17 protein-coding genes are annotated in these 23,887 nt (G+C 68.8%); 11 read left to right on the forward strand and 6 right to left on the reverse strand.

All coding sequences use genetic code 11. The annotated features are described in order from the left end of the window. Positions 1-16: 16 nt before the first annotated feature. Positions 17-2,062: a hypothetical protein gene (locus KA248_00885; protein MBP7828449.1), complete on the reverse strand. Its 2,046-nt coding sequence runs from the start codon at positions 2,060-2,062 to the stop codon at positions 17-19. 310 nt (positions 2,063-2,372) lie between these two features. Between KA248_00885 and KA248_00890 the strand changes: the two genes are divergently transcribed. From KA248_00890 to KA248_00920, 7 genes are all read left to right on the forward strand, one after another. Then, positions 2,373-4,145 (forward strand): hypothetical protein, encoded by a 1,773-nt coding sequence (locus tag KA248_00890; protein ID MBP7828450.1) that lies wholly within the window; start codon positions 2,373-2,375, stop codon positions 4,143-4,145. After that, complete coding sequence (locus KA248_00895) at positions 4,127-4,741, forward strand: response regulator transcription factor (protein MBP7828451.1); 615 nt, start codon at positions 4,127-4,129, stop codon at positions 4,739-4,741. Before KA248_00890 ends, KA248_00895 begins: the two co-directional genes overlap by 19 nt. A gap of 286 nt (positions 4,742-5,027) precedes the next feature. Next, on the forward strand, positions 5,028-5,675 hold the full coding sequence (locus KA248_00900) for a GPP34 family phosphoprotein (GenBank protein MBP7828452.1): 648 nt from the start codon (positions 5,028-5,030) through the stop codon (positions 5,673-5,675). Between the two features lie 109 nt (positions 5,676-5,784). After that, complete coding sequence (locus tag KA248_00905; GenBank protein ID MBP7828453.1) at positions 5,785-6,123, forward strand: STAS domain-containing protein; 339 nt, start codon at positions 5,785-5,787, stop codon at positions 6,121-6,123. Positions 6,124-6,138: 15 nt separating this feature from the next. Further along, on the forward strand, positions 6,139-6,558 hold the full coding sequence (locus tag KA248_00910; GenBank protein ID MBP7828454.1) for an ATP-binding protein: 420 nt from the start codon (positions 6,139-6,141) through the stop codon (positions 6,556-6,558). Between the two features lie 67 nt (positions 6,559-6,625). Then, entirely contained in the window at positions 6,626-6,961 is a 336-nt protein-coding gene (locus tag KA248_00915; GenBank protein ID MBP7828455.1) for an STAS domain-containing protein, read from the forward strand. A gap of 19 nt (positions 6,962-6,980) precedes the next feature. After that, positions 6,981-7,940, forward strand: a complete 960-nt coding sequence (locus KA248_00920; GenBank protein ID MBP7828456.1) for an alcohol dehydrogenase catalytic domain-containing protein — start codon at positions 6,981-6,983, stop codon at positions 7,938-7,940. 49 nt (positions 7,941-7,989) lie between these two features. On the opposite strand, the gene KA248_00925 is transcribed toward KA248_00920, so the two are convergent. From KA248_00925 to KA248_00935, 3 genes are read right to left on the reverse strand one after another with little or no spacing between them, the layout of a single operon-like run. Beyond that, positions 7,990-8,622 (reverse strand): XTP/dITP diphosphatase, encoded by a 633-nt coding sequence (locus KA248_00925; GenBank protein MBP7828457.1) that lies wholly within the window; start codon positions 8,620-8,622, stop codon positions 7,990-7,992. 16 nt (positions 8,623-8,638) lie between these two features. Next, positions 8,639-10,366 carry a hypothetical protein gene (locus tag KA248_00930; protein MBP7828458.1) on the reverse strand — a complete coding sequence of 576 codons (1,728 nt, stop codon included), beginning with the start codon at positions 10,364-10,366 and terminating at the stop codon, positions 8,639-8,641. A 19-nt stretch (positions 10,367-10,385) separates the two neighbouring features. Beyond that, positions 10,386-11,267, reverse strand: coding sequence for a hypothetical protein (locus KA248_00935; GenBank protein ID MBP7828459.1), 882 nt, complete (start codon positions 11,265-11,267; stop codon positions 10,386-10,388). A gap of 149 nt (positions 11,268-11,416) precedes the next feature. Between KA248_00935 and KA248_00940 the strand changes: the two genes are divergently transcribed. From KA248_00940 to KA248_00955, 4 genes are all read left to right on the forward strand, one after another. Further along, positions 11,417-12,847, forward strand: a complete 1,431-nt coding sequence (locus KA248_00940) for an efflux transporter outer membrane subunit (protein MBP7828460.1) — start codon at positions 11,417-11,419, stop codon at positions 12,845-12,847. 120 nt (positions 12,848-12,967) lie between these two features. Further along, positions 12,968-14,200: an efflux RND transporter periplasmic adaptor subunit gene (locus KA248_00945; protein ID MBP7828461.1), complete on the forward strand. Its 1,233-nt coding sequence runs from the start codon at positions 12,968-12,970 to the stop codon at positions 14,198-14,200. Further along, positions 14,197-17,274 carry an efflux RND transporter permease subunit gene (locus KA248_00950; protein MBP7828462.1) on the forward strand — a complete coding sequence of 1,026 codons (3,078 nt, stop codon included), beginning with the start codon at positions 14,197-14,199 and terminating at the stop codon, positions 17,272-17,274. Before KA248_00945 ends, KA248_00950 begins: the two co-directional genes overlap by 4 nt. Before the next feature lie 223 nt (positions 17,275-17,497). Beyond that, complete coding sequence (locus tag KA248_00955; GenBank protein ID MBP7828463.1) at positions 17,498-19,213, forward strand: FHA domain-containing protein; 1,716 nt, start codon at positions 17,498-17,500, stop codon at positions 19,211-19,213. A gap of 287 nt (positions 19,214-19,500) precedes the next feature. On the opposite strand, the gene KA248_00960 is transcribed toward KA248_00955, so the two are convergent. After that, positions 19,501-23,370, reverse strand: a complete 3,870-nt coding sequence (locus KA248_00960; GenBank protein MBP7828464.1) for a hypothetical protein — start codon at positions 23,368-23,370, stop codon at positions 19,501-19,503. A 313-nt stretch (positions 23,371-23,683) separates the two neighbouring features. Then, a complete protein-coding gene (locus tag KA248_00965; GenBank protein ID MBP7828465.1) occupies positions 23,684-23,872 on the reverse strand; it encodes a ferredoxin in 189 nt (62 codons plus the stop codon). Positions 23,873-23,887: the final 15 nt, after the last annotated feature.

Consider the following 23,887-nt stretch of genomic DNA (forward strand, 5'->3'; position numbering starts at 1 on the left):
AGGGGTCCTGTGCGATTCAGGGTAACTCGACTACCACTCTGTGGTACCTGGCCGGGGCGCCGTTGGTGTCGGTCATTTCGTCCGGCCCCCCGGCGCCGGGGCGCGGGGGCGCGCCGGGCACCGGATTCCAGGCGCCCCCGGCGAGCTCGTCCGTGAACTGGAACGAGTACACGCGCCCCGTCGAGCCGGGCTCGAAATGCACGACGACCGGCGGGCCGGATTCGATGCCGATGACCCGGAAGACATCGTTGCTGTCCTTGGGGTCGGTGTCGGCGACGTACTCCTCCGAGTCCACAAACGGATCGTCGTCGAAATTGTCGTCCCCTCCGTCGCTGCCGTCCAGGTCGTCGAAAAAGCGAAGCTCCCAATCGTCCGCCAGGCCGTCCCCGTCGGTATCCCCGGGCGTCGCCACGCGCAGTTGCGCGGCGTCGGAGAGATAGCGCAGGAGCCAGAACCGGTCGCCGGGCAGGGCCGGCAGGTTGGTGGCGGCAAAGAGGCCCTCCAGCGGGAAGGCGCGCACCAGGTCGAAGCGCGCGCCGGGCGGGGGCTCGTAGCCGCCGAGCAACTCGACCGTCAACGCGCCACTGATCCGGCCGGTGAGGCTGATCCACAACTGGTCGTAGGACGCGCCCGGCTCGGCGCCGGCCAACTCCATTCGCAAGGCGGGGTTCGTGCCCACTTGCGTGTAGTTGTCCTGGATTTCCAGCCGGCCGGCGGACTGTCCCGGGGAGACGAGGCCGCCCGAATGATACAGCGCCCTCGTGATGGCGCCCGTGCCGGCGAGTTGACCCCCGGACACAAGGAAGGACAGATTGCCGCCCCAGGTGCCTCCGTCCATCAGGACCAGGCCATCGTACAGCTGCCCGACGGGAAGCGAGGTCTTTCCGCTCCGGAAGACGCTGGTGCCGCCGTACTGATAAAACGAGACATGCACGGAGCTGGTGCCCATGCCCGCGAACGTGACGGAGCCCCGGTTATAGAGGTTGGCGAAGCCTTGCCCGATGATGGCGGGATTGGTGCCTGCCATGGTTATGCGGCCAGAGGGCAGGTTTGAAATGACGCCCGACACGCGGAGGGCGCTGGCGGTTTCGCCGCGGACGGTGACCTCGCCCGAGTTGTACAGAACCCCTTGCAACGCCTGGGTCCACGCCCCCGGCCCGCCGATCAGCATGGACCCGTAATTCACAAGCGCTTGCGTCGATGACACGCCCCCGCCGAGCCAGTGGAAGCCGCCGCCCTGCGCGTTCAGGACCGCGCTGGTGGAGCCGAAGAACACGGCCTGGCCGCTCTGCAGGACCATCGCGCCGGCGCCCTGGACCGTCGTCGTGCCGCCGAACCAGTTGGTGCCGGTCCTCATGTGGTAGAGGGCGTCGGTGTCGAGTTGGTAGTTTCCGCCGTAATTCGTGCCGAAGCTGCTCTCCACGCAGACCACCCCGGCCGAATGGGCATAGACGGAGCCACCCCAGTTGTGAAACGAGGCCTGGGGCCAGGCGGACGTGGTGCCCTGGTGCACGGAGAACGTCCCGGCGTTGTGGAACGAGCCCGTCCCCTGCATGGTGAACAGGTTGGTCGGGGACGCGCCGACGGTCGTTACGCCCTGCGTGGCGTTGTGGAACAGGCCGTCCAGTCGGCACGACGGCGTCTGGACGAAGGTCACCTCGCCCTGGTTCATGAAACGGCCGCTGATTTCGCTCGGCGCCATGCTCGTGACGATAAGGTGTCCCTGGTTGAGAAACGACCCGCCGCCGCCGAACCGGGCGTTCTGCCAGGTCCCGGTTCCTTCCAGGGCCCTCATCATCGCACCCGTATCAATCGTCAGCGCGCCGCCGTCCACGGAGCAGGCCGCGACGGTGACGTTTCCCGTCACCAGAATGGAGTGGCTGACGTGGGCATGAGCGCCCGCGCCGGGAGAGCCCGACAAATGCGTCGGGTTGGTCCACGTGGCCGTGTCGTGCCACGAACCGTGCTGCACGGTGTAGAAGTTAGGGTCGGCCGGAAACGCGGCCACGAGAGCCACGGAATAGACCAGGCCCAGACAAGTAAAAACGCGGGCATTTTTCATGGCAACCTTCCTGTATTCATTGAGCGGGCCGCTCGACGCCCCCCCCGGTGGCGCCTCGACGGGACGGCGTTGGTGTTGGTCGGATCGGTGTCTGCGATGTGCTCCCGGAAAAGGGCGTTCCCATGATGAGCGCCGCGCGCGGCGCACGCCAGGGCGAGTTCGGCAAACCCGTGGTTTTCGATACCACCCGAAGCGTTGCGTGCATGAGAGGCTCCCCTTTATGACCGGTACTATCGAAAAAAACGTTCGCCAGTCCATCGGGGAAAACCCCGATGCCGGGAAGCTTGCCGGGCCTGCTATGATGGGGGAGATGAATACGAGGGGGCTCATCCTGGCCGCGGTCTTTCTCGCCGCGGCAGGGCTGGCGACGGCGGCGCAGGAGGCCGGCCAGGTCTGGCTCTCCCGCGTCGGCGACGACCCCGCCTGGGCCGCGCCGGACCTCGACGAGAGCGATTGGCGGCGGAGCGACGGCCCGGAACCCCTGACGCTGCGGCGCTATCCCTGCCGCGGCTGGTACCGCCTGCATTTCACGCTTCCCGCCGCCCGGCCGGAAGGGGGCTGGGGGGTTGTGCTCGGGCGGATCCAGACGGCGGACGAGGTCTTCCTCAACGGGGTCTTCATCGGCGGCGAAGGGGTGATCGCGGACCGGTTCGTGGACGCGCTGTACAAGACGCGGGTCTACGCGCTGCCCGGCGGGTTGCTTCGGTCGGGCGGAAACGTGCTGGCCATCCGCGTGCAGAGCAGCCTGGACCGGGGCGGCTTCCTCAACGTGCCGGCGGTGTTCGGCGATCTCGGCGCCCTGCGGGCCGCCACCGAAAGGCGCGCGGCGCGGCGCAAGCAGCTGGAGGCGTTTTTCCTCGGCATGCTTTCGGTCGCGCTGGCCTTCTGGCTGGTGCTGCTGGTCTATGGCGTCCGGCAATCCGAGTACTTATACTTCGGCGCGCTCGTCGGCCTGCTGGCGATGACCTTCCTGCTGGAAAGCCTGCTGTGGTACGACGCCGGCCTGGCGACGCCGCACACGCAACGGCTCTGCATCAGCTTGTTTCTCCTGCTGCCCCTGCCGCTCCTGCTGTTCGGCGCGCGGCTGGTGCAAGGCGTACGCCGCGCCCGCGCGCACAAGCTCCTGGCCGCGTGTTGCGCCGTCTTGAGCCTGGCCTGCCTGCTGGGCGGAACCCTGCGCGTCGTGCGCGTGGCGGAACTCTGGTGGTGGTTCATCCTGCTGGCCCTCGGCATCCTGCTGCTCCAACAGGCCTGGCGCCTGCGCGCGTGGCGGCTATCCGCCGCGCCGCTGGCGGTGGCCGTCGGCCTGGCGCTGTTCGGGCTTTTCGCCCTGCTGGAGCAAGGGCTGCCCTCGCGCATGCTGACCGCCGTCCCGTTCGGCCTGTTTCTCCACGCAGGCTTCGCCTCGCTCGCCGCCTCGCTCGCCTGCGCGCTGGCGGTCCGCTTCCACCACGCGAACGAACGCCTGCGCACGCTCTCCCGCCAACTGCTGGTCGTCCAGGAGGACGCCTGCAAGCGCACGGCCTCCGCCCTGCACAACGAGCTGGCCCCGACCCTCGCCGCCGTCAAGCTCGACTTGCAGATCTTCCTCCGCAAGCACGCCCTGACGGCCGAGGGCCGCCGCGTGGTCGAGCAGCTCGCCGCGGCCATTGACCAGGCGCGCACGCTCTCCCGCGAAATGCACCCCGTCGCCGTGGATCACCTGGGCCTGCCCGCCGCGCTGCGCGCGCTGGCCGGCCGCCTCGCCGAGGTCAACGGCTGGACGCTGCGCCTGGACCTGCCCGACGCCCCCGGCCTCACCGGCCCGCACGCCGCCTTGTTGTACCGGATGGGCCAGGAGTTGCTCTACAACGTGGCCAAGCACGCCGAGGCGCATCACGTGGAGGTGTCCCTGGCCGTCGGCGAGGACGGCGCCCGCCTCGCCGTGCGCGACGACGGCAAGGGCTGCGATCCCGGGACCACGCCGCCCGGCATCGGCTGGATCAGCCTGCGCGAACGGGCCGAGACCCTGGGCGGACGCTGTCGCATCATGCCCCGGAAGGAAGGCGGGCTGGAGGTGACCCTATGGATTCCCCCGCGCTGATCCGCGTTGTCATGGCCGACGACCATCGGCTCTTCCTCGACGGCCTGCGCCGGCTGCTGGAGGAGCAGCCGGACCTGACGGTCGCCGCGGCCGTCGCGACCGGCGCCGAGGCCCTTGAGGCCGCGCGGCGCGAGCATCCCGACGTCCTGTTGCTGGATATCGACATGCCCGATGGCAATGCCTTCGCCGTCGCCGACCGCCTGAAAGAGGACGGCGCGCCCGCCCCGCGCATCATCCTGCTGACCATGCACAACGAGCCCCCCTACGTCATCGCCGCCTCCCGGCCGGACGTGCAGGGCTTCGTCCTCAAGGACGCCGCGTTCGAAGAGCTGGTGGAGGCCATTCGGAAGGTGCATGCCGGCGGCCGCTACATCGGGGCGGGCGTGACCGGAGCCCTGGGGGACAAGTGCCCCCTGTCTGCGCGGGAAATCGAGATCCTGCGGTGCGCGGCCCACGGCATGACCACGCAGGAAACGTCGGAGGCCCTGAAGATCAGCGTCAAGACCGTCGAAACCCACCGCGGCCACATCCTCCAGAAGCTCAACGCCCCCAACATGACCACCGCCGTTCACCTGATGGATCGGCGCGGCCTGTGAGCCCGCCCCCGTCCCGCCGTTCATCCCGCGCTCGCGCATCCCGATCCGAACGGAGGGATTCGGCACTTCGCATGATGGACCCGGTCCAACGGGGTGCTGTCATCCCGAGCGAAGCGAGGGATCTCCGAGATCTCCAAAACGCCGTGGATGGCTCCCGCCTGAAGCGGGCAGGCTGCTTCGCCCGGAACGGCCATGCATCGCTTCCGCGGCCGGCGTGCCGTAGTGCGATGCTGGAGGGATTCGTATTGCCCGCGGCGCGCGGGTGGACTAGCATGGAAATGGAATCATGCTGACCTTCGCGGAAGAAATCGTGCTGCTCGCGCTCGACGAGAAGGAGGGCGTGATCACGGAGCTGCCCCACCAGGCCCTGCACACCGCCATGGCGGGCGCGGTGCTGATGGAGCTGTCGCTGCTCAACCGCGTGGACGCGGACGCGAAGCAGATGCACGTGGTGGACGCCGCGCCGACCGGCGAGCCCATCCTCGACACCGTCCTTCAGGTTCTTCACGAGGGGCGGGCGGAGCGGTCCCTCACCTGCTGGTTGAACCGGCTGGCGGGCCACTATGCCCACGAGATCCTCCGCCTCTCGCTGGCCGGGATGGTCCGCAAGGGGGTCCTGCGCGAGGAGAAGCACCGCTTCCTCTGGGTCTTTCCCGACCGGCGCTATCCCCGGCTACACGACCGCGAGTTCATCGAGGTCCGCGCCCGGCTGCGGCAGGCTTTGCTCGGCACGGACCTCCCCGAGGTGAGGGACATCGTGCTGATCAGCCTGCTGAACGCCTGCCGGCTGATCCCGCGGGTTCTTTCGGACGACGAGTTACCCCGCGCGCACGCCCGGATCGCGCAGCTCTCGCGCCTGGACCTCATCGGCCAGGCCCTCGCCCGCTCGATCCGCGAGATCGAGTTCGCCTTGAGCCTGCCGATGATGCTGTGAGGCGACGCATGCCCCTCCACATCACAGGCGAAGACGAAGACCTGGCCCCCCTCTTTCACGACGAAGCCAGGGCCCGAGAGGCCCTGCGCTCGAACCCGGAGAAGAAACCATGAACATCACGTCCACGCGCCAGGGCGACCTCGCCCTGGTCCGGCTGGAGGGAAGACTGGACGCCGCGACCTCGGCGGCGGCCGAAAAGCAGTTGGCCGACCTGGTCGCGGCCGGGGCGCGCGGCCTGGCCCTGGACGGCACGGCGCTGGATTACATCAGCAGCGCCGGCTTGCGCGTCCTGCTCTCGCTCACCAAGAAGATCAAGGGCGCGGGGGGGCGTATCGCCCTCGGCGGCCTGCAGCCGCAGGTGAAGGAAATCATCGAGATCGCCGGCTTCGCCAGCATCGTGCCGGTGTTCGGGTCGGCGGACGAGGCCCGGCGGGCCTGCGAGGGCTAGGCCGGGAACGCGGCCATGCCCGACGAACTCCGCATCCATGTCGCGAACCGGCTCGACGAACTCGAGCGGGCCGAGGCCGAAATGTCCGCCTTCCTCGACGCGCGCCGCGTGCCGGCGGGCAGGCGCTACGCCGCCTCCCTGGCGCTGGAGGAGATGCTCACCAACATCATCAAGTACGGCTACGACGACGCGGCCGAACACCGGATCGACATCCGCGTCGAGTCCGGAGAGAAGGAACTGGCGCTGACCCTCGAGGACGACGGGCACCCGTTCGATCCGACGGCCCTGGCGGAGCCCGACACCTCGCGACGGGTGGAGGACCGGACTGTCGGCGGGCTGGGCATCCACCTTACGCGCAAGCTGACGGACGGCATGACCTGGCGGCGGGAGGGCGGGAAGAACATCGTTCGGATCCGTATCCGGCGGGCTGGCTGAACCGCGGCGGGATTGCCGACGGCGCGGTAATCTGGTAGGGATGGGAAAAACCGGACGGGAGGACAACGTGCAATTTCAGGACAGCCGGATGGGCAAGGCGTGGGTGATCGAAGTGGCCGGCCGCGTGGACGCGGCGGGCGCGGCGCTGCTCGAGGCGCACTGCCAGAAGGGGCTCGGCCGCGGAGAGACCCACCTGGTGGTCGACCTGGCCGGCGTGGATTTCATGGCCAGCGCGGGCCTGCGCGCGCTGTTGAGCCTCGCCAAGAAGGTCAAGCCCCTCCAGGGCCGGCTTGTCATCTCCGGCGCCGTCGGCCCCGTGAAGGAAATCTTCGACCTCGCCGGCTTCTCCACCATCCTGCCGATGTGCGAGAAACTGGAGGAGGCCGCCGCGCTGGTCATGTGACGGCGGCCGCGCGGATCCCATGCGCGCGCTCCTTTTCGACGGAAGCCTCCGCCTCGTCCAGGATCATCCCGTGCCCGGGCCGCGCGCCGGCTGGGCGCGCATCCGCGTGACGCTCGCCGGCATCTGCCGGACCGACCTGGAAATCGCGAAGGGCTACATGGGCTTCCGCGGCGTGCTCGGTCACGAGTTCGTCGGCGTCGTGGATCGGTGTGACGATCCCGCGTGGATCGGCCGCCGCGTGGTCGGCGAGATCAACGCGGCGTGCGGCCGGTGCGACTGGTGCGCGCGGGATCTCGGCCGCCACTGCCCAAACCGCGTCACGCTCGGCATCGCCGGCCTGGACGGCTGCATGGCCGACTACTGCGTGCTGCCCGTGGAGAACCTGCGGGACGTCCCGCCGGCCCTGCCGGATGAGAAGGCCGTCCTGGTCGAATTGCTGTCCGCCGCGTGCGAGATCCTGGAGCAATACCCGCTGAAAAACGACGAGCGGGTGATCGTGCTCGGCGACGGACGGCTGGGCCTGCTGTGCGCGTGGGTCCTGGCCACCGCCGCGCGGGACGTTACGCTGGCCGGCCATCATCCCGAAAAACTCGCGGCCGCCGCGTGGCGCGGGCTGCGCACGACGCCACGCGCCGACGAGGTCGCGCCCGGCGCTGACCTCGTGGTCGAGGCCACCGGTTCCGCGGGGGGGCTGGAGCAGGCGATGGCGCTGTGCCGGCCGCGCGGGACCATCGTGCTGAAATCCACCCTCGCGTCCGGGAAGGCGCTCAACCTCGCGCCGGCCGTCATCCACGAGCAGACGATCCTCGGCTCGCGCTGCGGGCGGTTCGACGACGGGCTCGCGCTGATGCAGCGGTTTCCGGACATGCCGCTCGAGCGCCTGGTCACCGCGCAGCGGCCGATCGAAGAAGCGCTGCATGCCTTCGAGCTCGCCGGCTCCGGCCGGGCGCTCAAGGTGCTGCTGCGGATCAATCCCTGAAAGAAACCACGGATTGCACGGATGACACGGATTCACAATCCGATCCGCGCTATCCGCGTAATCCGCGGTTCTCCTCGGGCCAGTCTGACGGCTCGGATTTCAGGAAATCGTGCCACGCCGCCCGGGCCTTTTGCAGCGCGCGGCCGCGGTGCGAAACCGCGTGCTTGGCGTCGGCTTCCATCTCCGCGAAAGTCTTCTCGAAGCCCTCGGGCACGAACAGCGGATCGTAGCCGAAGCCTTGCGTCCCGCGGATCTCGTGGATGATCCGCCCCTCGCAACGCCCGTCCACCGTGCGGGCTTTTCCGGACGGGCTGGACAACGCGACCACGCAACGGAACCGCGCGCGGCGGTTCGTCACGCCCTCCAGCGCCTTCAGCAGCTTCGCGTTGTTGGCGGGATAGCTGACCGGTTCGCCGGCGTAGCGGGCGGAGTACACGCCGGGTGCGCCGCCGAGCGCGTCCACCTCCAGCCCCGAGTCATCCGCCAACGCCCAGCACCCCGTCGCGCGCGCGAGGGTCGCGGCCTTCTTGATCGCGTTCGCCTCGAAGGTCGTCCCGTCCTCCTCGACGTCCGGGATCTCCGGGCGGTCCAGCGCGCTGGACAGCTCCAGGCCGGGCAGGTTGAAGAGCGTACGGATTTCCTCCAGCTTGTGCCGGTTGCGCGTGGCGAGGATGAGCTTCATGTCGAGGCCGGAGGGTCTAGGGCTCGACGGCGACCCAGTTGAGGCGCGTGCGCGGCGGCACGCTGCCGGAACGGATGAACTGCAGGTAGGTGTCACTGGCGAAGCCGATAGCGGCCGAGCCGCCGATTTCGAGGAGCCCTGCGACGCCGTCCACGCCCTCCTCCGAGAAGACCGTCACGGGATCCGCCGACCAGGATGACCCCGTGTTGTTGGCCGCCCGCACGAACTTCAGCACGTCGGCGCCCGCCGCCCAGTACGCGACCGCGGGATTGCTGCTGATCACGGCCAGCGAGGGATACACCCCCGCGGTGCCGTTGGTGTCCACCCAGACGGGCGTGCCCCAGGCGGTGCCGTTCACATCGGTGGCCCGCGCGTAGAGGAGGGCGCCGGCGGTGACGAAGTGATAGGCGATCGCCGGATTGGTCCGGACGATCGCCATCGAGGAATACCACCCGCCGTTCGTATCCACGAGGACGGGGGTCTGCCAGGTGGCGCCCGACACGTCGTTTCCGCGAACGAACATGAGGTCGCTATCGAACGAGGCGAAGGAGATGGCCGGATTGCCGTTGACCGTGAGCAGGCTGGTGCCGTAGGTGTGCATGCTCGTGGCGACCGTCACCGGCGCGCCCCAGGCCGTTCCCTGGCTGTCCGTGGCCCGCACGTAGACCAGGTCGTTGCTGGTCGAGTAGTAGCTGCTCATCGCGGGGTTCCCGTTGATCACCGCCAGGGAGACGTGCTGGCCGATGTTCCCGTTGGTCAGGACCTCCGCGGCCGTGCCCCACGCGGCGCCGTTCGTGTCCGAGGCCCGGATATACAGGAGGTCGTCGGACGAGGAGTTGTAGAATCCGATCGCCGGCGAGCCGTCCACCATGGCGAGCGAGCAGTAGCTGGCGTACCCGTTCGTGTAGAGCCGGATGGGCTCCCCCCAGGCGGTCCCGTTGGCATTGGAGGCGCGGACGTAGAACAGGTCCAATTCCGAAATGTCGCCGCCCCGGTAGGCCATCGCGGGATTCCCGTTGACGATCGCCATGGAGCAGTACTGCGCCGCGTAGTCCCCGTTCGTCACGACCTGCTCGGAGAGGGACTGCACGCTGATCCGGGCGGTGAAGCTGTTGGTTGTCGCCTCGCGGAGGTGGAGATTGGGCGACCAGTCGTAGTCCGCGCCCGACTCGATCGCCAGGGTCACGATCGGCGCCGCGTCGAAGGCCGCGAGGAACGCCACCGAGAGGTTGGTCGTGAAGGCGGCGAAATCGTAGCTGTTGCTCCGGATGAGCACGTCCAGCGACTGCACCCCCGACTGGTAGGCCTTGGCCAGGTCCAGCGCGGTGATCGAACCGTTCGCAATCTGCGCGCTGCCGACGGCGCCGATGGCGATGGCGGTGCTTTTCACGCTGCCCGCACTGAAATGGTTGGATTGCAGGGCCCCGTCCGCGATCTGGGCGCTGCCGACCGCGCCCGTCGCGAGGTGCACGTTGGAGACCGTGCCGGCCACGAGGGAGCCGCCGCTGATGCCCGTCAGCCCCGCGCCGCCGCCGGAGAACGACACGGCGGAGACCGAGCCGCTCGCCTGCACGGCGCCGTCCGATTTCACGCGGAAGAGGGCCGCGGTGTTCGCGTCGTACACGACGAAGCCGGTCGTGCCGTCAGTCGTGTCCAGCTCGGCGGCGATGTCGCCGGCGCCGGCCGGAGCGAGCGCGGCAAGCAGGAGCCCCCCGCCGACGCGCAAGATGCAGGTTCTGTTCATGGCGCTTCTCCTCATCCGGTCAGGGCAGATCCACGCCCACCCGGTAGAAATAGGTGGTCACCGAGCTGACCTCGTCCGTGTACACGTTCTGCGGGAGCACGGGCCCGAGGCCCGAGGCGATCACGGTGAACGAGCCGTTGGTCAGGCTCTCGCGCCGCTCGATCGTGTACTCCCGGCGTGCGGCGGCGTCCCAAGTCAGCCGGAACGCCTCCGCGCCTTCCCGTTCTCCCGACACGGTGAAAACGGATTCGTCGTCGTTCGGGTCGGTGTCCGCCACGTACTCCTCGCGGTTGGACATCGTGTCGGTATCGTCGTCGTCCCCGGCCGCCGCGAGAACCCGGTCGAGGAAGTGGTCGAATTCCCACCAGTCCGGCAAGCCGTCGCTGTCCGAGTCGCCGACGAGGTCGGTGACCTGCAGGTCGTCGCCGACCGCGGCCAGTGCCCAGTCGTCGGCCGAGGCGCCGCCGAGGGCGAAAGCGTCGTAGGCGCTGCCGGGCCCGCCGTCCACGATGACCTGGTCCAGTGGGACCGCCGCGGCGGCCTTGGTCATGTGCACCTGGCCCGTGCCGCCGACCGCGCCGGCGGCGACGAGCCGGTCGAGCGAGGTGTGCGTGGCCGCGTAACACGCGAAGACGCTCCCGGCGTGGAACGCGAGCGTGTCCGTGAAGGTCAGGGTCCCGACGCTGTCGGCGGCCGCGGCGCCCGGCCCGACCGTGCCCTCGATCGACGCGGCCGCCGCGACCGTGCCGGTGCCGCGCAGCACGGCGTCCGCCTCCACCCGCACCTCGTCCGCCCGCAGCATCGAGTCCACGGCCAGCGCGCCGCCCCCGACGCGCAACGTGCCGGCCTCCGCCGCCAGGGCCGGAAGGCAGACCAGGGCGCCGACAGCCCACCACCTCATCGAAGGATGACGCCTGCCACGATCCAAGAACGCCTCCTCTGTACAGGCATCATTCTCCGCCGCGCGGAATGAATGCAAGAAGAAACGGGTCGCCGCTCGCCTGGGAATCCCGCTTTTCCCGATGGGATTCTGGTGTATAGTAACGCCCTATGTTGCCATGGGCACGCCAGTCCGGCCTGTTAGGCGGGGTGATTCTCCTCGCGAGTTCGTGCGCCCTGGTCCGGCCGGACCGGGAGCGCGCGGCGCCGGTGGACCTGCCCGGCGAATTTTCCAGCGACGGCGGCAGGGCCGTCTCGACCAACCGCTGGTGGACCTCGTTCGACTCGCCCGCGCTCGACGCGCTCGTCGAGCAGGCGCTGGCCTCGAACTTCGATATCCGCAAGGCCTGGGCCCGGCTGGACCAGGCCCGCGAACTGGCCATCCAGGCCGGGGCCGACCGGTGGCCCGGCCTGAACCTCGACGCCTCCGCGCGGCGCGCGAAAACCATCTCCACGGTCACCGGCGCGCCGGTCGCGGCGACGGCGGACACCTTCGCGCTCGGCGTGGCGGCCTCGTACGAGGTGGACCTCTGGGGCCGCGTATCGGCCGGCGCGAAGGCGGCCCGGTACGATTGGCAGGCCAGCCGCGGCGACCTGGAGACCGCCGCGCTCTCCGTCGCCGCGGAGCTCGCGGAGACCTGGTTCGCCGCGATCGAACAGCAGGCGCAGCTCCGGCTGCTGAACGACCAGCTCGAGGTCAGCCGCTCGTACCGCGAGCTGACGGAACTGCGCTTCCAGCAAGGACAAGCCTCCGCGCTGGACGTGTACCAGCAGCGCCAGCAGGAGGCTTCCGTGCGCGCGCAGATCCCGCCCGTCGAGGCGCGGCTCGCCGTGCTGAAAAACGCCCTGGCCGTGTTGACCGGGAAGGCGCCGGGCCGGCTGGACGCGGAGATTGCCGACCGGCTTCCCGACGCCCCCGCCCGGCCCGGCGCCGGCCTGCCGGCCGACCTGCTGCAGAACCGGCCCGACGTGCGAGCGGCCGCCGCGCGCCTGCGCGCCGCGGACGAGCGCGTCCACGCCGCCGTCGCGAACCGGTTGCCCACCCTGCGCCTCACCGGCGGCGCGGGCTACCAGAATGCCGAACTGGAGGATCTGTTCGACGATTGGATCTGGAATCTCGCCGCCGGACTGACGGGCCCGATCCTGGACGGCGGCCGGCGCGCCTCCGAGGCGCGGCGCACCCGCGCCGCGGCGGAGGAAGCCCTGAACGCCTACGGGCAGACGCTGCTGAAGGCGCTGCGCGAGGTCGAGGACGCCCTGGTGCAGGAGGACCGCCAGCGCGAACTGCTGGATCGGCAGCGCGAGCAGCTCGATCTCGCGCGCCAGACCCTCACCGAGGCGCGGGCGCGCTACCGGGCCGGCTTGAGCGACTACCTGCCCGTCCTGACCGCGCTGCAAACGACCCAGATCCTCGAGCGCGGCGCGATCGCGGCGCATCGCCAGTGGCTCTCGTACCGGCTGCAGCTCCACCGGGCGCTCGGGGGAGATTGGACGCGGGAACTGCAAAATCCGAAATCCGAATATCGAAATTCGAAACAATAATGAATTTCCTAATGTCCAAAACAGGGAACACGGCCTTTTCGATTCTCCATTTGAACATTCCTTCTTTCGAATTTGTTTCGGATTTCGACATTCGACATTCGAATTTTTATGGGGGGGGTCATGAACAACGTCACCGGTGAACACGTCCGTCGGCACATCGTGTGGCCGCTGCTCCTGCTGCTGGCCGCCGGGGGCGGCGCGGTATGGATGGTCAAGACCCGGCCTACAGCGGAGCACCGGACGCCCCCGGAGATGGTGGCGCTGGTTTCGATCCTGGAAGCCCGGCCCGCCACCGAGACGATCCGCGTGGCCGCCATGGGGACGGTGGAGCCGGCCGAGCGCGTGGAACTGCAGGCGGAGGTCGCCGGCCGGGTGGTTGCCCAGCACCCGCGCCTCGTGCCCGGCGGGCGCGTCCGGGCCGGCGAGACCCTCGTGAAGCTGGAGGCGGCGGACTACGAGTACGCGCTCGACCAGCAGAAGGCCGCGCTGGACAAGGCCGTCTTCGACCTGAAGGTCGAGCGCGGCCGCAAGAAGATTGCCGAGGAGGAATGGCGGCGGCTGGACCTGGACGTGAAGGTGGACGACGAGGCCCGCGCGCTGGCCCTGCGCGAGCCGCACCTGAAGGCCGCGGAATCGGCGCTCGAGGCGGCGAAGAGCGCCTTGAGCAAGGCGCGGCTGAACCTGGACCGCACGGCGGTGCGCGCGCCGTTTACCGCCGTCGTCGTGGAGGAGTACACGGACGTCGGGCAGTTCGTGCCGGCGGCGGGCCGCGTGGCCACGCTGGTCGGCGTCGAGCGCGCCCGCGTACGCGCCTCCGTGCCGGTGGAATGGCTGCGCTGGATCCCGATGCCCGACGACCTCGGTCGCGGCGGCGCGGCGGCCCGCGTTTCGCAGGATCTCGGGACCGGGTCGCCCGCGGCCCGCAACGGGCAGGTCATCCGACTGCTGCCCGACCTCGACCCGGCCGGCCGCATGGCCCGGCTCCTGGTGCAGGTGGAGCGCCCCTTCGACGAGGACGCCGGCCCGCCGCTCCTGATCGGATCCTATGTCAGGGCGGAGATCGAGGGCCGGCCGGTGGAAGACGTGTACCGGCTGCCGCGCGCCGCGATCCGGGACGGCGCGCAGGTCTGGGTCATGAACGCCGAGGACCGCCTGGAGGTTCGCCCGGTCGAGGTGGTGTGGACGCAGGAGACGGAGAGCTTCGTGCGCGGCCTGCAGCCCGGCGACCGCATCGTCGTCAGCCCGCTCGCCCTTCCCATGCCGGGGATGAAGTTGCGGGTCGAGGGGGAGCCGGCCGAAAAGCCTGAAGAAAAGCCCGAAGGGGCGAGCCCCGGCGAGCCCGCTACGCCATGAACGATCAGGAGAAAGACCGCGGCCCGATCGCCTGGATGGCCTCCAACCCGGTGGCGGCCAACCTGCTGATGCTGATCCTGCTTATCGGCGGGCTGATGATCCTGCCGCAGATCCGGCAGGAGGTATTTCCCGAGTTCGAACTGGATATCGTCAACATTTCCGTGGCCTACCCGGGCGCCGCGCCGACGGAGATCGAGCAGGGCATCCTGCTGGCCGTCGAGGAGGCCATCCGCGGCCTCGACGGGATGAAGCGCGTCACCTCGCGCGCGGCGGAGGGCTATGGGACCGTCACGGCGGAACTGCTGCTCGGCACGGACCGCGGCCGCGCCCTCCAGGACATCAAGAACGCCGTGGACCGCCTGACCACGCTCCCGGAGGACGCCGAGCGGCCGATCGTCAGCCTGGCCTCCTCGCGCCGGCAGGTCATCTCGCTGGTGGTCTCCGGCGACCACGACGAGCACGTCCTGCGCCAGGTGGCCGATCTCGCCCGCGACATGCTGCTGCAGGACCCGGACATCACGCTGGTCGAGCGCGTCGGGGCGCGGCCGCTGGAGATCAGCATCGAGGCCCCCCAGGCCCGGCTGCGGGAGCACAACCTCACCCTCGCGCGCATCGCCGACGAGCTCGCGCGGGCGACGGTCGAGGTCGCCGGCGGGGGCGTCAAGACGCCCGCGGGCGAGGTCCTGCTGCGGACCATGGAGCGACGCGACTACGGCGCCCAGTACGCCGACCTGCCCCTCGTCAGCACCGCCTCCGGGACGACGGTGCGGGTCCGCGACGTGGCGGAGATCCGCGACGGGTTCGCCGAGACGGACCAGTGGATGGTGTACAACGGCCGGCCGGCGATCGAGCTGATCGTGTACCGCGTCGGCCAGGAGAATCCCCTCGACATCTCGGCCGCCGTCCACGCCGCGGTCGAACGGCTGCGCGGCCAACTGCCCGAGGGCGTCTTCGTGGACACGTGGAGCGACCGGTCCGAACTCTACCGCGACCGCCTTCACCTGCTGCTGAAAAACGCGGCGCTGGGCCTGGCGCTGGTGATGATCCTGCTCGGCTTCTTCCTCGAGGTCCGGCTGGCGTTCTGGGTGATGATGGGCATCCCGACCTCGTTCCTGGGGGCCCTCCTGCTGCTGCCCGCCTTCGACGTGTCCATCAACATGATCTCGCTCTTCGCCTTCATCATCGCCGTCGGCATCGTGGTGGACGACGCCATCGTCGTGGGCGAGAGCATCTACTACATGCGCCAGAAGGGCCTGCCGTTCATGAGGGCCGCCGCCCGCGGGGCTCGGATGATCGCCATGCCGGTGGTGTTCTCCGTCCTGACCAACATCGTTTCCTTTGTGCCGCTGCTGTTCGTGCCCGGGACGATGGGCCTGATCTGGCGGAACATCCCGATCATTATCATCTCCGTGTTCAGCATTTCGCTCGTGGAGGCCCTCTTCATCCTGCCCGCGCACCTCGGCAAGCAGAAGCCCGAGGTGCGCGGCTGGCTGTGGCGGATCATCGAGTATCCGCAGGAGCATCTCGGGCCGTGGCTCGAGGGCTGGGTCCAGCGGCGCTACGAGCCGTTCCTGCGGATGACGACGCGGCACCGCTACATCACCGTGGCCATCGGGCTGGCCGTGCTGATCCTGACCGTCGGCTGGATCCGGAGCGGACGGATGGGCTTCACGTTCATGCCGCGCGTCGAGAGCGACATCGTCCGCGCCAGCGCCGTGCTGCCCGTGGGCACGCCGATCGAGGAAAGCCGGGCGCTCCTGGACCGGCTCCTGGCCGCGGGGGACGAGATCGTCGCCGAAAACGGCGGCCCGGAGATCGTCCGGGGCGTCATGGCGCAGATCGGGTACGGCGACCAGGGTTTCGGCCCCTTCGGCGCGGCGCGGTTCACCGACCTGTGGCGCCAGCGCGTGGGCGCCGTGCCCGGAGTCCAGTCGCTCACCTTCCGGTTCACCATCGGGCCCTCCAGCTCGCGGCCGATCGACGTGCAACTCGTCCACCCCGACCCGGCCATCGCCGAGCGCGCCGCCCGCCGGGTGGCCGACGCGCTGGCGGGCTTCGCCGGGGTCGTGGAAATCGACGACGGCATCTCGCGGGGCAAGATGCAGCTCGACTTCAAGCTCAAGCCGGCGGCCCGCAGCCTTGGCCTGACCGCCGCCGAGCTCGCCCGCCAGGTCCGCGCCGCCTTTTACGGCGTCGAGGTCCGGCGCCAGCAGCGCGGGCGCGACGAGGTCAAGGTCTTCGTCCGCTTCCCCGAGTCCGAGCGGCGGTCGGAATACAACGTCGAGACCCTCGTGCTCCGGACGCCGGCGGGCGGCGAGATCCCGCTCGGCGAGGCCGCCGACGTCCTCCGCGGCCGCTCCTACGAGACCATCCAACGCAGCGACGGGTACCGCGTGCTGGACGTCACGGCCGACATCCAGGAGCGCGTCGCCGACACCCAGAAGGTGCTCGCCGGCCTCAAGGCCGGTGTCCTGGCCGACCTTCAACGGGACTACCCCCTGCTGCAGTACTCGCTGGAAGGCGAGCAGCGGGATATGCGCGAATCGATGTCCGGGTTGTGGACCGGTTTTGGCGTCGCGTTCTTCGTGCTTTTCGCCATGCTGGCCATCCCGTTCAAGAGCTACATCCAGGCCCTGATCATCCTCGTGGCCATCCCCTTCGGCATCGTCGGCGCCATCGTCGGGCATATCCTCATGGGCTACACCTTGAGCCTCGTCAGCGTCATGGGCATCGTCGCGCTCTCCGGCGTCGTCATCAACGACAGCCTGATCCTGATCGACACCGCCAACGAGTACCGGCGGCAGGGGCATCCCGTCCGCGAGGCGATCCACCTGGCCCCGATCCGCCGGTTCCGGCCCGTGATCCTGACCTCGCTGACCACGTTCCTCGGCCTGGCCCCGATGATCTTCGAGCGCTCGCTTCAGGCGCGGTTCATGATCCCCATGGCGCTATCCCTGGGCTTCGGCATCCTCTTCTCCACGGCCATCACCCTCGCCCTCGTCCCCGCGCTCTACCTGATCATCGAGGACCTCAAGCACCTCTTCGGCCGCTCTGACGACGCGCCCGCGGAGTAACGCCCCCGTTTCCCGACCCCCGCCAGCTTGTCCGGCGGGTGAATCAGTTGGGCGGTTGACGGACGGCAGCCCCCGCTTGCTTTTCCAATGATTGTAAACCGCTTCACGGCCGTGAAGTTGTTTGTTACAATGCAGAGCCAGGCGGACGGGGCGGCACAAACGGATTGACGCTTCCCGGGCTCTCGGCGAGACTGCCGGACGCCCCCAGGACGGGGCCAGCGCCATGTACGCCTTGCACATTCTTTCCGGGCCCTGGAAGGGCAAGCGGGTGACCGTGCGCGAACCGAACCTCGTGATCGGCCGCGACGCGGAGTGCCACCTGCGCCTGCCCGACGACGAGATTTCCCGGAAGCACGCCGTGATCGAGGAGCGGCCGGACGGCCTCACCATCCGCGACCTGGGCTCGCTCAACGGCTTCCAGGTCCACCAGCAGACCGTGCGGGAGGCCCGGCTGCAGGATGGCGCCCTCCTTGAAATTGGACGGACGCGCCTGCAGTTCCGCGTCGCCACGGCGCAGGCCGGGCCCTCCCGCCGCAGGGTCGGCTGGCTGCAGGGCTGGACCGCGGTCGCCGTGGCCGCCGTGCTGATCGGCCAACTGCTGCTTCTGGTTGCGCTGTCCATGCGGGGCATGGAGCTGCTGTCCGTGGTGGAGAAGACGATCACGATCAAGGACCGCTTCACGGGCCCGCGTCCCGCGGCCACCGGCGACGTTCTGCTCGCCGAGGCCCGGGCCATCGCCGAGGAACCCGTGGCGGCCCCGGAGCCCGGCCCCGTCAGCAACGAACTCACCCGGCTTCGGGCCGACGTGGAGGACCTGCGCCGGCAGGTGGCCGAGGCCGCCGCGCCCGTGGCGCCTCCCGTCCTCCCGCCGGAAGAGCCTCCACCCGTTATCGAGCCCCCGGCGGCCGTCGAGCCCGTGCCGGAAGCGGTTCCGGCGATAGAACCGACGCCCGCTCCGGAGCTGATTCCCGAACCGGCGCCGCCGGAAGACCCGCTGATTCAGCGCGCCAAGGCCATGCTCGGCGAGGCGGCGGCGGAAATTCAGAAGGTCAATTTTCTCGAGGCCGACCAGATGCTGGAGCGCATCCAGATCATGGCTCCGGATTTCCTGCCGGCGTACATCGAGCGGTCGCGGCTCTACGAGCAGCGCGGCCTGCTGAACAAGGCCGGCGAGCAGTGGGCCATCGTCCTCCAGAAAAGCATCGGCACGCCGCTGTACGAGCAGGCCGCCGCCGAACGCATCCGGCTGGCCCGGGCCGCCGCCGCCGTGCCTCCGCCCGCGACGCCGTCCCGGCGCGCGGAATCGGCCGTCCCGGAGCGCCGGCTGCCGCGCCGCATCCGGATCGCTTCGATGGAGCAGGAAAAGCTGCCCACCTCCGAAGGGTACGAGGAAATGCGCCTGCTTCGCGTCGCCGTCCGCTCCGTGGCCAGCGAGCGCCAGCTCGATCCCGACGACATCCGCATCGCCGTCACGTTCTTCGACGAGGAACTGACCTCCCGGGAAATCGTGCCGACCTCGGCGACGGTCCCGCGCAGCCCGTTGCCGGTCGTCAGCGAGGGCGCATCCGGCGCGCCCTACACGGTCACCGCCACGTACATGCTCCCAGCCGGCAGGAGGGCGGAGGACGAGAAGGCCACGGGCAAGCGGCTCCGTTACTACGGCTTTGCCGTGCGGGTCTATTACCGCGAGGAGTTGCAGGACGAAGGGGCGAGGCCCAAGTCGCTGCTGGAAAAGGTCCGGACCCTTCCCACGCCGTTCCACTCGCCCTCCGCGGCCGCTCCCGCGGCCCCGGTGGCGGTCACGAACGCACCGGCGCCGCTCCCGGCCCTGGAGCCGGATACACCGCCCGCCGCGAAAACCCAGAGCCGGTCCAGGACAAAAAAGCCGGCCCCGAAACCCGCGCCGCCCTCGGACGCGGACGAACCGGTCGGGCGGTGACCGTCCTCCGGCCCCGCTTTCTCCGGCGACAGAGCGCCGGAGCTACAGCAGCAAATAGTCAATGACTGTCGTTCCGCGCGTCAGGATCTTCGACCCTATGCAATGCCGCGCAGGTTCTCCTTGGCCGTCGCTCCAGGCGAGAAATCTATCTGCATCGTATAGATAGCGTTATGGAGGGCGAGCGTCCACGCGAGCCGCAAAGACAGCGCCGGGCGCAGTGATTGCTCGAGTGACCGCAATCCTTACGCGCGGATTCTGGCTCCGCCGGCGGAAAAATCCTGGTTCGCTTATTCGCGGCCCGTCCGGATGCGGTAGAACCGCTGCTCGACGCCGGGGATGACATCCGTCCACACGTTGACCGGCGGGAGGCCGGGCAGGTTGGTGGCGGGCAGCAGCGGCGCGAACTCGTTCATCAGGTTGGTGGTGAACATGACGGTGTAGTACCGGCCCGTCACGCTCTGCCAGCGCACGAGGTAGCCGCCCGAGTGGCCGTCCGTCGTCAACTGGCTGGCCCGCAGCACGCTGCCGGTGTCCTTCGGGCCCGTGCCGGCGAGGAACTCGTCGCCGTCGGGCGCGCCGTCCTGGTCCCAGTCTGAAGACCCGTGTGCGGCGGTCAGGTTGCCGAAGTGCGCCTGCTCCCAGGCGTCGTCCATGCCGTCGGCGTCGGTATCCACGAAGCCGGAGAGGCGGGTGACGGTGACCGTGTCGGCGTACCAGGTCCCCGCGGAAGCCGCGCCGGGCCGGGTGACCCGCAGGTCGTTGAAGAACACGTCGTAGTCGCTGCCGCTGCCGGCGCTGTAGTTCCAGACGCGGAAGCGCGCGAGGGTCTTGTCCGCCAGGTTCTCGATGCTGCCTGTGATCGTGCGCGTCGAACTGCCGTAGGGCAGGATCTGCACGGAATAGGCGTTCGTCGCCGTGAGCCGGAAGCTGATCTCCAGCCCGGCGCCCGTCCAGCCGATATCCGTGGTATTGCCGGTGATGCTGTAGTTCGTGTCGCCGCCGTTGAAGAAGAACTGCCACAGCGTCTCGCCGCCGGCGTTCTGCAGCGCGACGCCCGCGCCGCGCCCGGAGTCAATGTAGCCGTTCTCGAACTTCACGGAAAATACGTCCGCCGTGGTCAGGGCCGAGTTGAACGAGCGTTTGGCCTCGGAGAGCTGCCCGTTGTTCGCGTACAGGCCCCAGGCCTTGGTCCCGATGTTGCACTGCGGGGCGTTGCTGCAGACGAACGCGCCGGCCTGGTTGACGTCGCTCGTGCTGGTGTACATGGACCACGCCGCGAAGCCGGTCCCGGCGTTCTGGTTGTTCGTCCAGCCCGTGTTGTAGGCCGTCGCCGAGGCGCTGTCGACGGCCGTCGTGGTCGTACCCGACACCGGCTGGTTCGTGCCGGCGACGACGATGACGTTGGCACCCTGGGCCAGCGGGATGCCGGCGGCGGACCAGGACGAACCGGCGGCGCAGGTCCCGCTGCCGCCGGTCAGGCTGTTGCTCCAGCGCAGCCAGCCCGTGATCGCCTCCTCCGCGAGGCCGGACACGGTGGCGTTGGTCGTGTCCGCGCCGACCGTCACGTTCGTCGCCGGGGTGGTGATGACCAGGCCCGTGATGTCGTCGCACCCGGCCACCGTCACCTTCCAGTCCAGTTCGTTGTTGTTGTCCCACGTGCCCGAGCCGTTGTTGAACACGCAGTTGATCTCGTAGGTGCCGACCGGCGCGGAATACGTGTATTCCCAGACGCCGCCGCCCAGCGAGGTCATGGCCGGGTCCGGGTCGATCACATCCTGCCAGTCGTTGTGCCCGACGTGGATGTACACCGGCTGCGCGGTCTTCAGGGGCCCGTCGTTGGGCGTGTACGTGATGGTCACGTCCACGCAGCCGTTCGGGGCGGGCGGATCGAAGGCCGCCGTGGACACGTTGGTGCCCGAGCCGCCGCCGTTGGTGCCGCAGTTGGAAACCGCCACGCTCCAGTTCTGCCCGCCGTTGTTGTCCCAGACGCCCGAGCCGTTGTTAAAGCAGGCGTTGATGAGCTCCGTGTTGGTCGGCGTGGTGTAGATGTAGGTCCAGTAGTCGCCCGAGCTGGTCATCGCCGGGTCGGGCGTGATCGTGTCCTGCCAGTCGTCATGGCCGACGTGGATATACACCTGCCCCGCGCCGAGCGGGCTGCCGGACTTCTTGTACTTGATCGTCACCGGGTTGCAGCCGTCGGGCGAGGCGGGATCGAACTCGACGTACGGCCCCGTGCCGCCGCCCGTGCTCTCGCCGACCCAGACGTGGAAGATGTCGCTGCGGTTGGTGTTGCCCTTGGTGTCCACGGCCTCGACGAAATAATCGATCATCGCGTCGTGCTGGCCGGCGATGGTCCCCAGGTAGCGCTGCGCGCGGTTGGCCGGGTCGGGCACGTTCGGGCCCTTGACCGACGGCCACCAGGAGGCGGTCATCGTCGCGTTGCTCCACGCGGTGACCTTCGCCGCGTTGTGGGCGTACACCTCGTTGTCGATCTCGTTCACCGGGTTGACCCCGTCGAGGTCCACGCGCCAGCAGAGCTTGACCGAAGACAAGCTGCTGACGTCGTCCACGAACGTCCACACGTCGAAATCGGACGAGGCGTTGGAGGACTCGTTCCACATCTTGCCGCCGGGATTGTAGGGCAGGCGCTGCGGCGGGAAGATGCTCGGCCCGACGGTGTCGGATCCGGGATGCCGGGCGATAACCTTGTTGGCCTCGGTAATGGCCATGTTGACCGCGCGCGTGGCGTTGCCGTCCCAAGGGTTGTTCCGGTCGTAGTCCCAGTACCAGTAGCAGGAAGTCTCGGCGTTCAGGTAGTAGTGCCAGGCCTTGGCGGTGTCGCTGCCGATGCCCCACTCGACGTCGTTCATCGTGTAGCCGCTTTCCAGGGCCTCCGCCGTCAGGACCCGGTTGATCCCGGCGACGAGGACGGACCACGAGTACATGTCCGGCATCTCGCCGCTGCGGTCCTCGTAGGAGAGCCATTTCTCGAAGTACGGCGTGCCGCCGTCGATACCGACCCAGCTCCCGGGCTCGACGTGGATGATGTCGTTCGTGTCCGGCGGGTAGAGCGAGAGGTAATCCTGCACGGAGGTGTGATCGAAATCGGCGTTGGCCTGGCACATGGAGAGGAAGTTGCCGTGCTGGCCGTTCCACGCGTCGGAGTTCTTCATGCCGTAGTTGTCGCCGTCGCTGTGGCACAGGATCAGCATGGGCTTGGCCGCGTTGTTGTTCTTGGCCACGTGCGAGCCCCAGACGTTCTCCGGCTTGAAGGCCCCGTACCCGCCGCGCCCGTTCTCGTTGCCCTCGTAGCGGCCCGCGGGCACGGCGATGATCTTCTTCCGCGCGCCGGTCCAGGGATCGACATGTTGCACATAGTGCGGCTGGTAGGCCCACGGGGCGAGGACCTGGGTCGGGGCCCAGATGTTCTGGAGCTGGACCCACTCGCTGTTCAGGGCCGTGGAGCCGGGATTGTTCACGTCCGCCTTGTTCGGGCGGCAGGAACTGCCGTCGTTCCACGGGAAGTCCGGCACGGTGCGGAAGAGGTGGCCGTTGTCCACGATCACCCACTCCATCCCCTCCTCGACGAGCGCGGGGATGATCCACTCCGCGAACGCGCACTCCGGCGGCCAGAAGCCCTTCGAGTACTGCCCGCCGGTGTCCCACACATCCTTGTACTGCTCCTTGTGCAGGCGGATCTGCATGACCATGGCTTCCTTGCTCGTCAGCGGCATCAGGCTGTGGTGAAAAGGAATGCCGACCAGGTCGAGGCGTGGATTGTTGAGCGAGGTCTTCAGGCCGTTGCGCGCCCAGCGGTAATTGCCGACCCACGAGTTGTAGCCCCAGAGGTTGTTGTTGTTCTCCGCGAGCGAGCCGGAGTAGCTCACCTGCGCGCCGGCGTGGGCCATGCCCCGGTCCGCGCCCTGCTGCACCGCGTCCTTCGGCCAGTTCCGGTACGCGTTGTACCGGTCGCCGTCCCACACGCCCGGCACGCTGAAATTGAATTCGGTGGTGTCGTTGACGCTCTTGTAGGGATAATAGATCGGCTGGTGCATGTGCCACAGGTAGGTCACGTGAAAGGGCACGGCGGAACATACCGCTCCGAGCGCGAGCAGCAGCGAAAGCGACAGGAAAAGGCCGGACTTGTTTTTGCGCATGATATTGAACTCCCCGAAATGTTGATTCGCGTCCACTCGCGGCGACGTTAGCGTATGATTACCCCCTTGCCGGAAACCTGTAAAGCGCTTTACCCGCGCGGGGCTGGGCGCCGCCACCGGGGGGGCTAAGACAAGGACAGCCGTTCTCACTTTGGCGCTTTTCCGGGAGCGTCGCGGTCGTGGCCCCCGCTGGACTTTCAACGGCCGCCCGCGGTACCGCAGGCGCTACGAGCCTGCTGTTCAGCCCAAGGTGCGAAAAAAAAGGCGAGGGGCGATAAAGCCCCCCGCCTTCACGGAGCCGCGCCGTGGCGGCTCACTCGACCTTGATGCACTCGACCGGGCAGTTGGCGGCCGCTTCCTGGGCGGCGTCCTCGGAGCCGGCGGGCACGCTGTCGCCCTTGGCCTTGGCGATGTTGTCGTCGCCCATCTCGAAGACGTCCGGGGCGGTGGTCACGCACAGCTCGCAGCCGGTGCAGAGGTCCTTGTCGATCGTCGCTTTCATGGGTTTCTCCTTTGG

The sequence above is a fragment of the Kiritimatiellia bacterium genome (assembly GCA_018001225.1).
Lineage (GTDB): Bacteria > Verrucomicrobiota > Kiritimatiellia > CAIQIC01 > JAGNIJ01 > JAGNIJ01.

Bases quoted from the DNA above. Each gene is read 5' to 3' on its own strand.
- KA248_00895 (MBP7828451.1), top strand. From the start codon at position 4,127: ATGGATTCCCCCGCGCTGATCCGCGTTGTCATGGCCGACGACCATCGG.
- KA248_00955 (MBP7828463.1), top strand. From the start codon at position 17,498: ATGTACGCCTTGCACATTCTTTCCGGGCCCTGGAAGGGCAAGCGGGTG.
- KA248_00935 (MBP7828459.1), bottom strand. From the start codon at position 11,267: ATGAGGTGGTGGGCTGTCGGCGCCCTGGTCTGCCTTCCGGCCCTGGCG.
- KA248_00885 (MBP7828449.1), bottom strand. From the start codon at position 2,062: ATGAAAAATGCCCGCGTTTTTACTTGTCTGGGCCTGGTCTATTCCGTG.
- KA248_00925 (MBP7828457.1), bottom strand. From the start codon at position 8,622: ATGAAGCTCATCCTCGCCACGCGCAACCGGCACAAGCTGGAGGAAATC.
- KA248_00890 (MBP7828450.1), top strand. From the start codon at position 2,373: ATGAATACGAGGGGGCTCATCCTGGCCGCGGTCTTTCTCGCCGCGGCA.
- KA248_00945 (MBP7828461.1), top strand. From the start codon at position 12,968: ATGAACAACGTCACCGGTGAACACGTCCGTCGGCACATCGTGTGGCCG.
- KA248_00960 (MBP7828464.1), bottom strand. From the start codon at position 23,370: ATGCGCAAAAACAAGTCCGGCCTTTTCCTGTCGCTTTCGCTGCTGCTC.
- KA248_00950 (MBP7828462.1), top strand. From the start codon at position 14,197: ATGAACGATCAGGAGAAAGACCGCGGCCCGATCGCCTGGATGGCCTCC.
- KA248_00905 (MBP7828453.1), top strand. From the start codon at position 5,785: ATGAACATCACGTCCACGCGCCAGGGCGACCTCGCCCTGGTCCGGCTG.
- KA248_00900 (MBP7828452.1), top strand. From the start codon at position 5,028: ATGCTGACCTTCGCGGAAGAAATCGTGCTGCTCGCGCTCGACGAGAAG.
- KA248_00930 (MBP7828458.1), bottom strand. From the start codon at position 10,366: ATGAACAGAACCTGCATCTTGCGCGTCGGCGGGGGGCTCCTGCTTGCC.
- KA248_00940 (MBP7828460.1), top strand. From the start codon at position 11,417: ATGTTGCCATGGGCACGCCAGTCCGGCCTGTTAGGCGGGGTGATTCTC.
- KA248_00910 (MBP7828454.1), top strand. From the start codon at position 6,139: ATGCCCGACGAACTCCGCATCCATGTCGCGAACCGGCTCGACGAACTC.
- KA248_00920 (MBP7828456.1), top strand. From the start codon at position 6,981: ATGCGCGCGCTCCTTTTCGACGGAAGCCTCCGCCTCGTCCAGGATCAT.
- KA248_00965 (MBP7828465.1), bottom strand. From the start codon at position 23,872: ATGAAAGCGACGATCGACAAGGACCTCTGCACCGGCTGCGAGCTGTGC.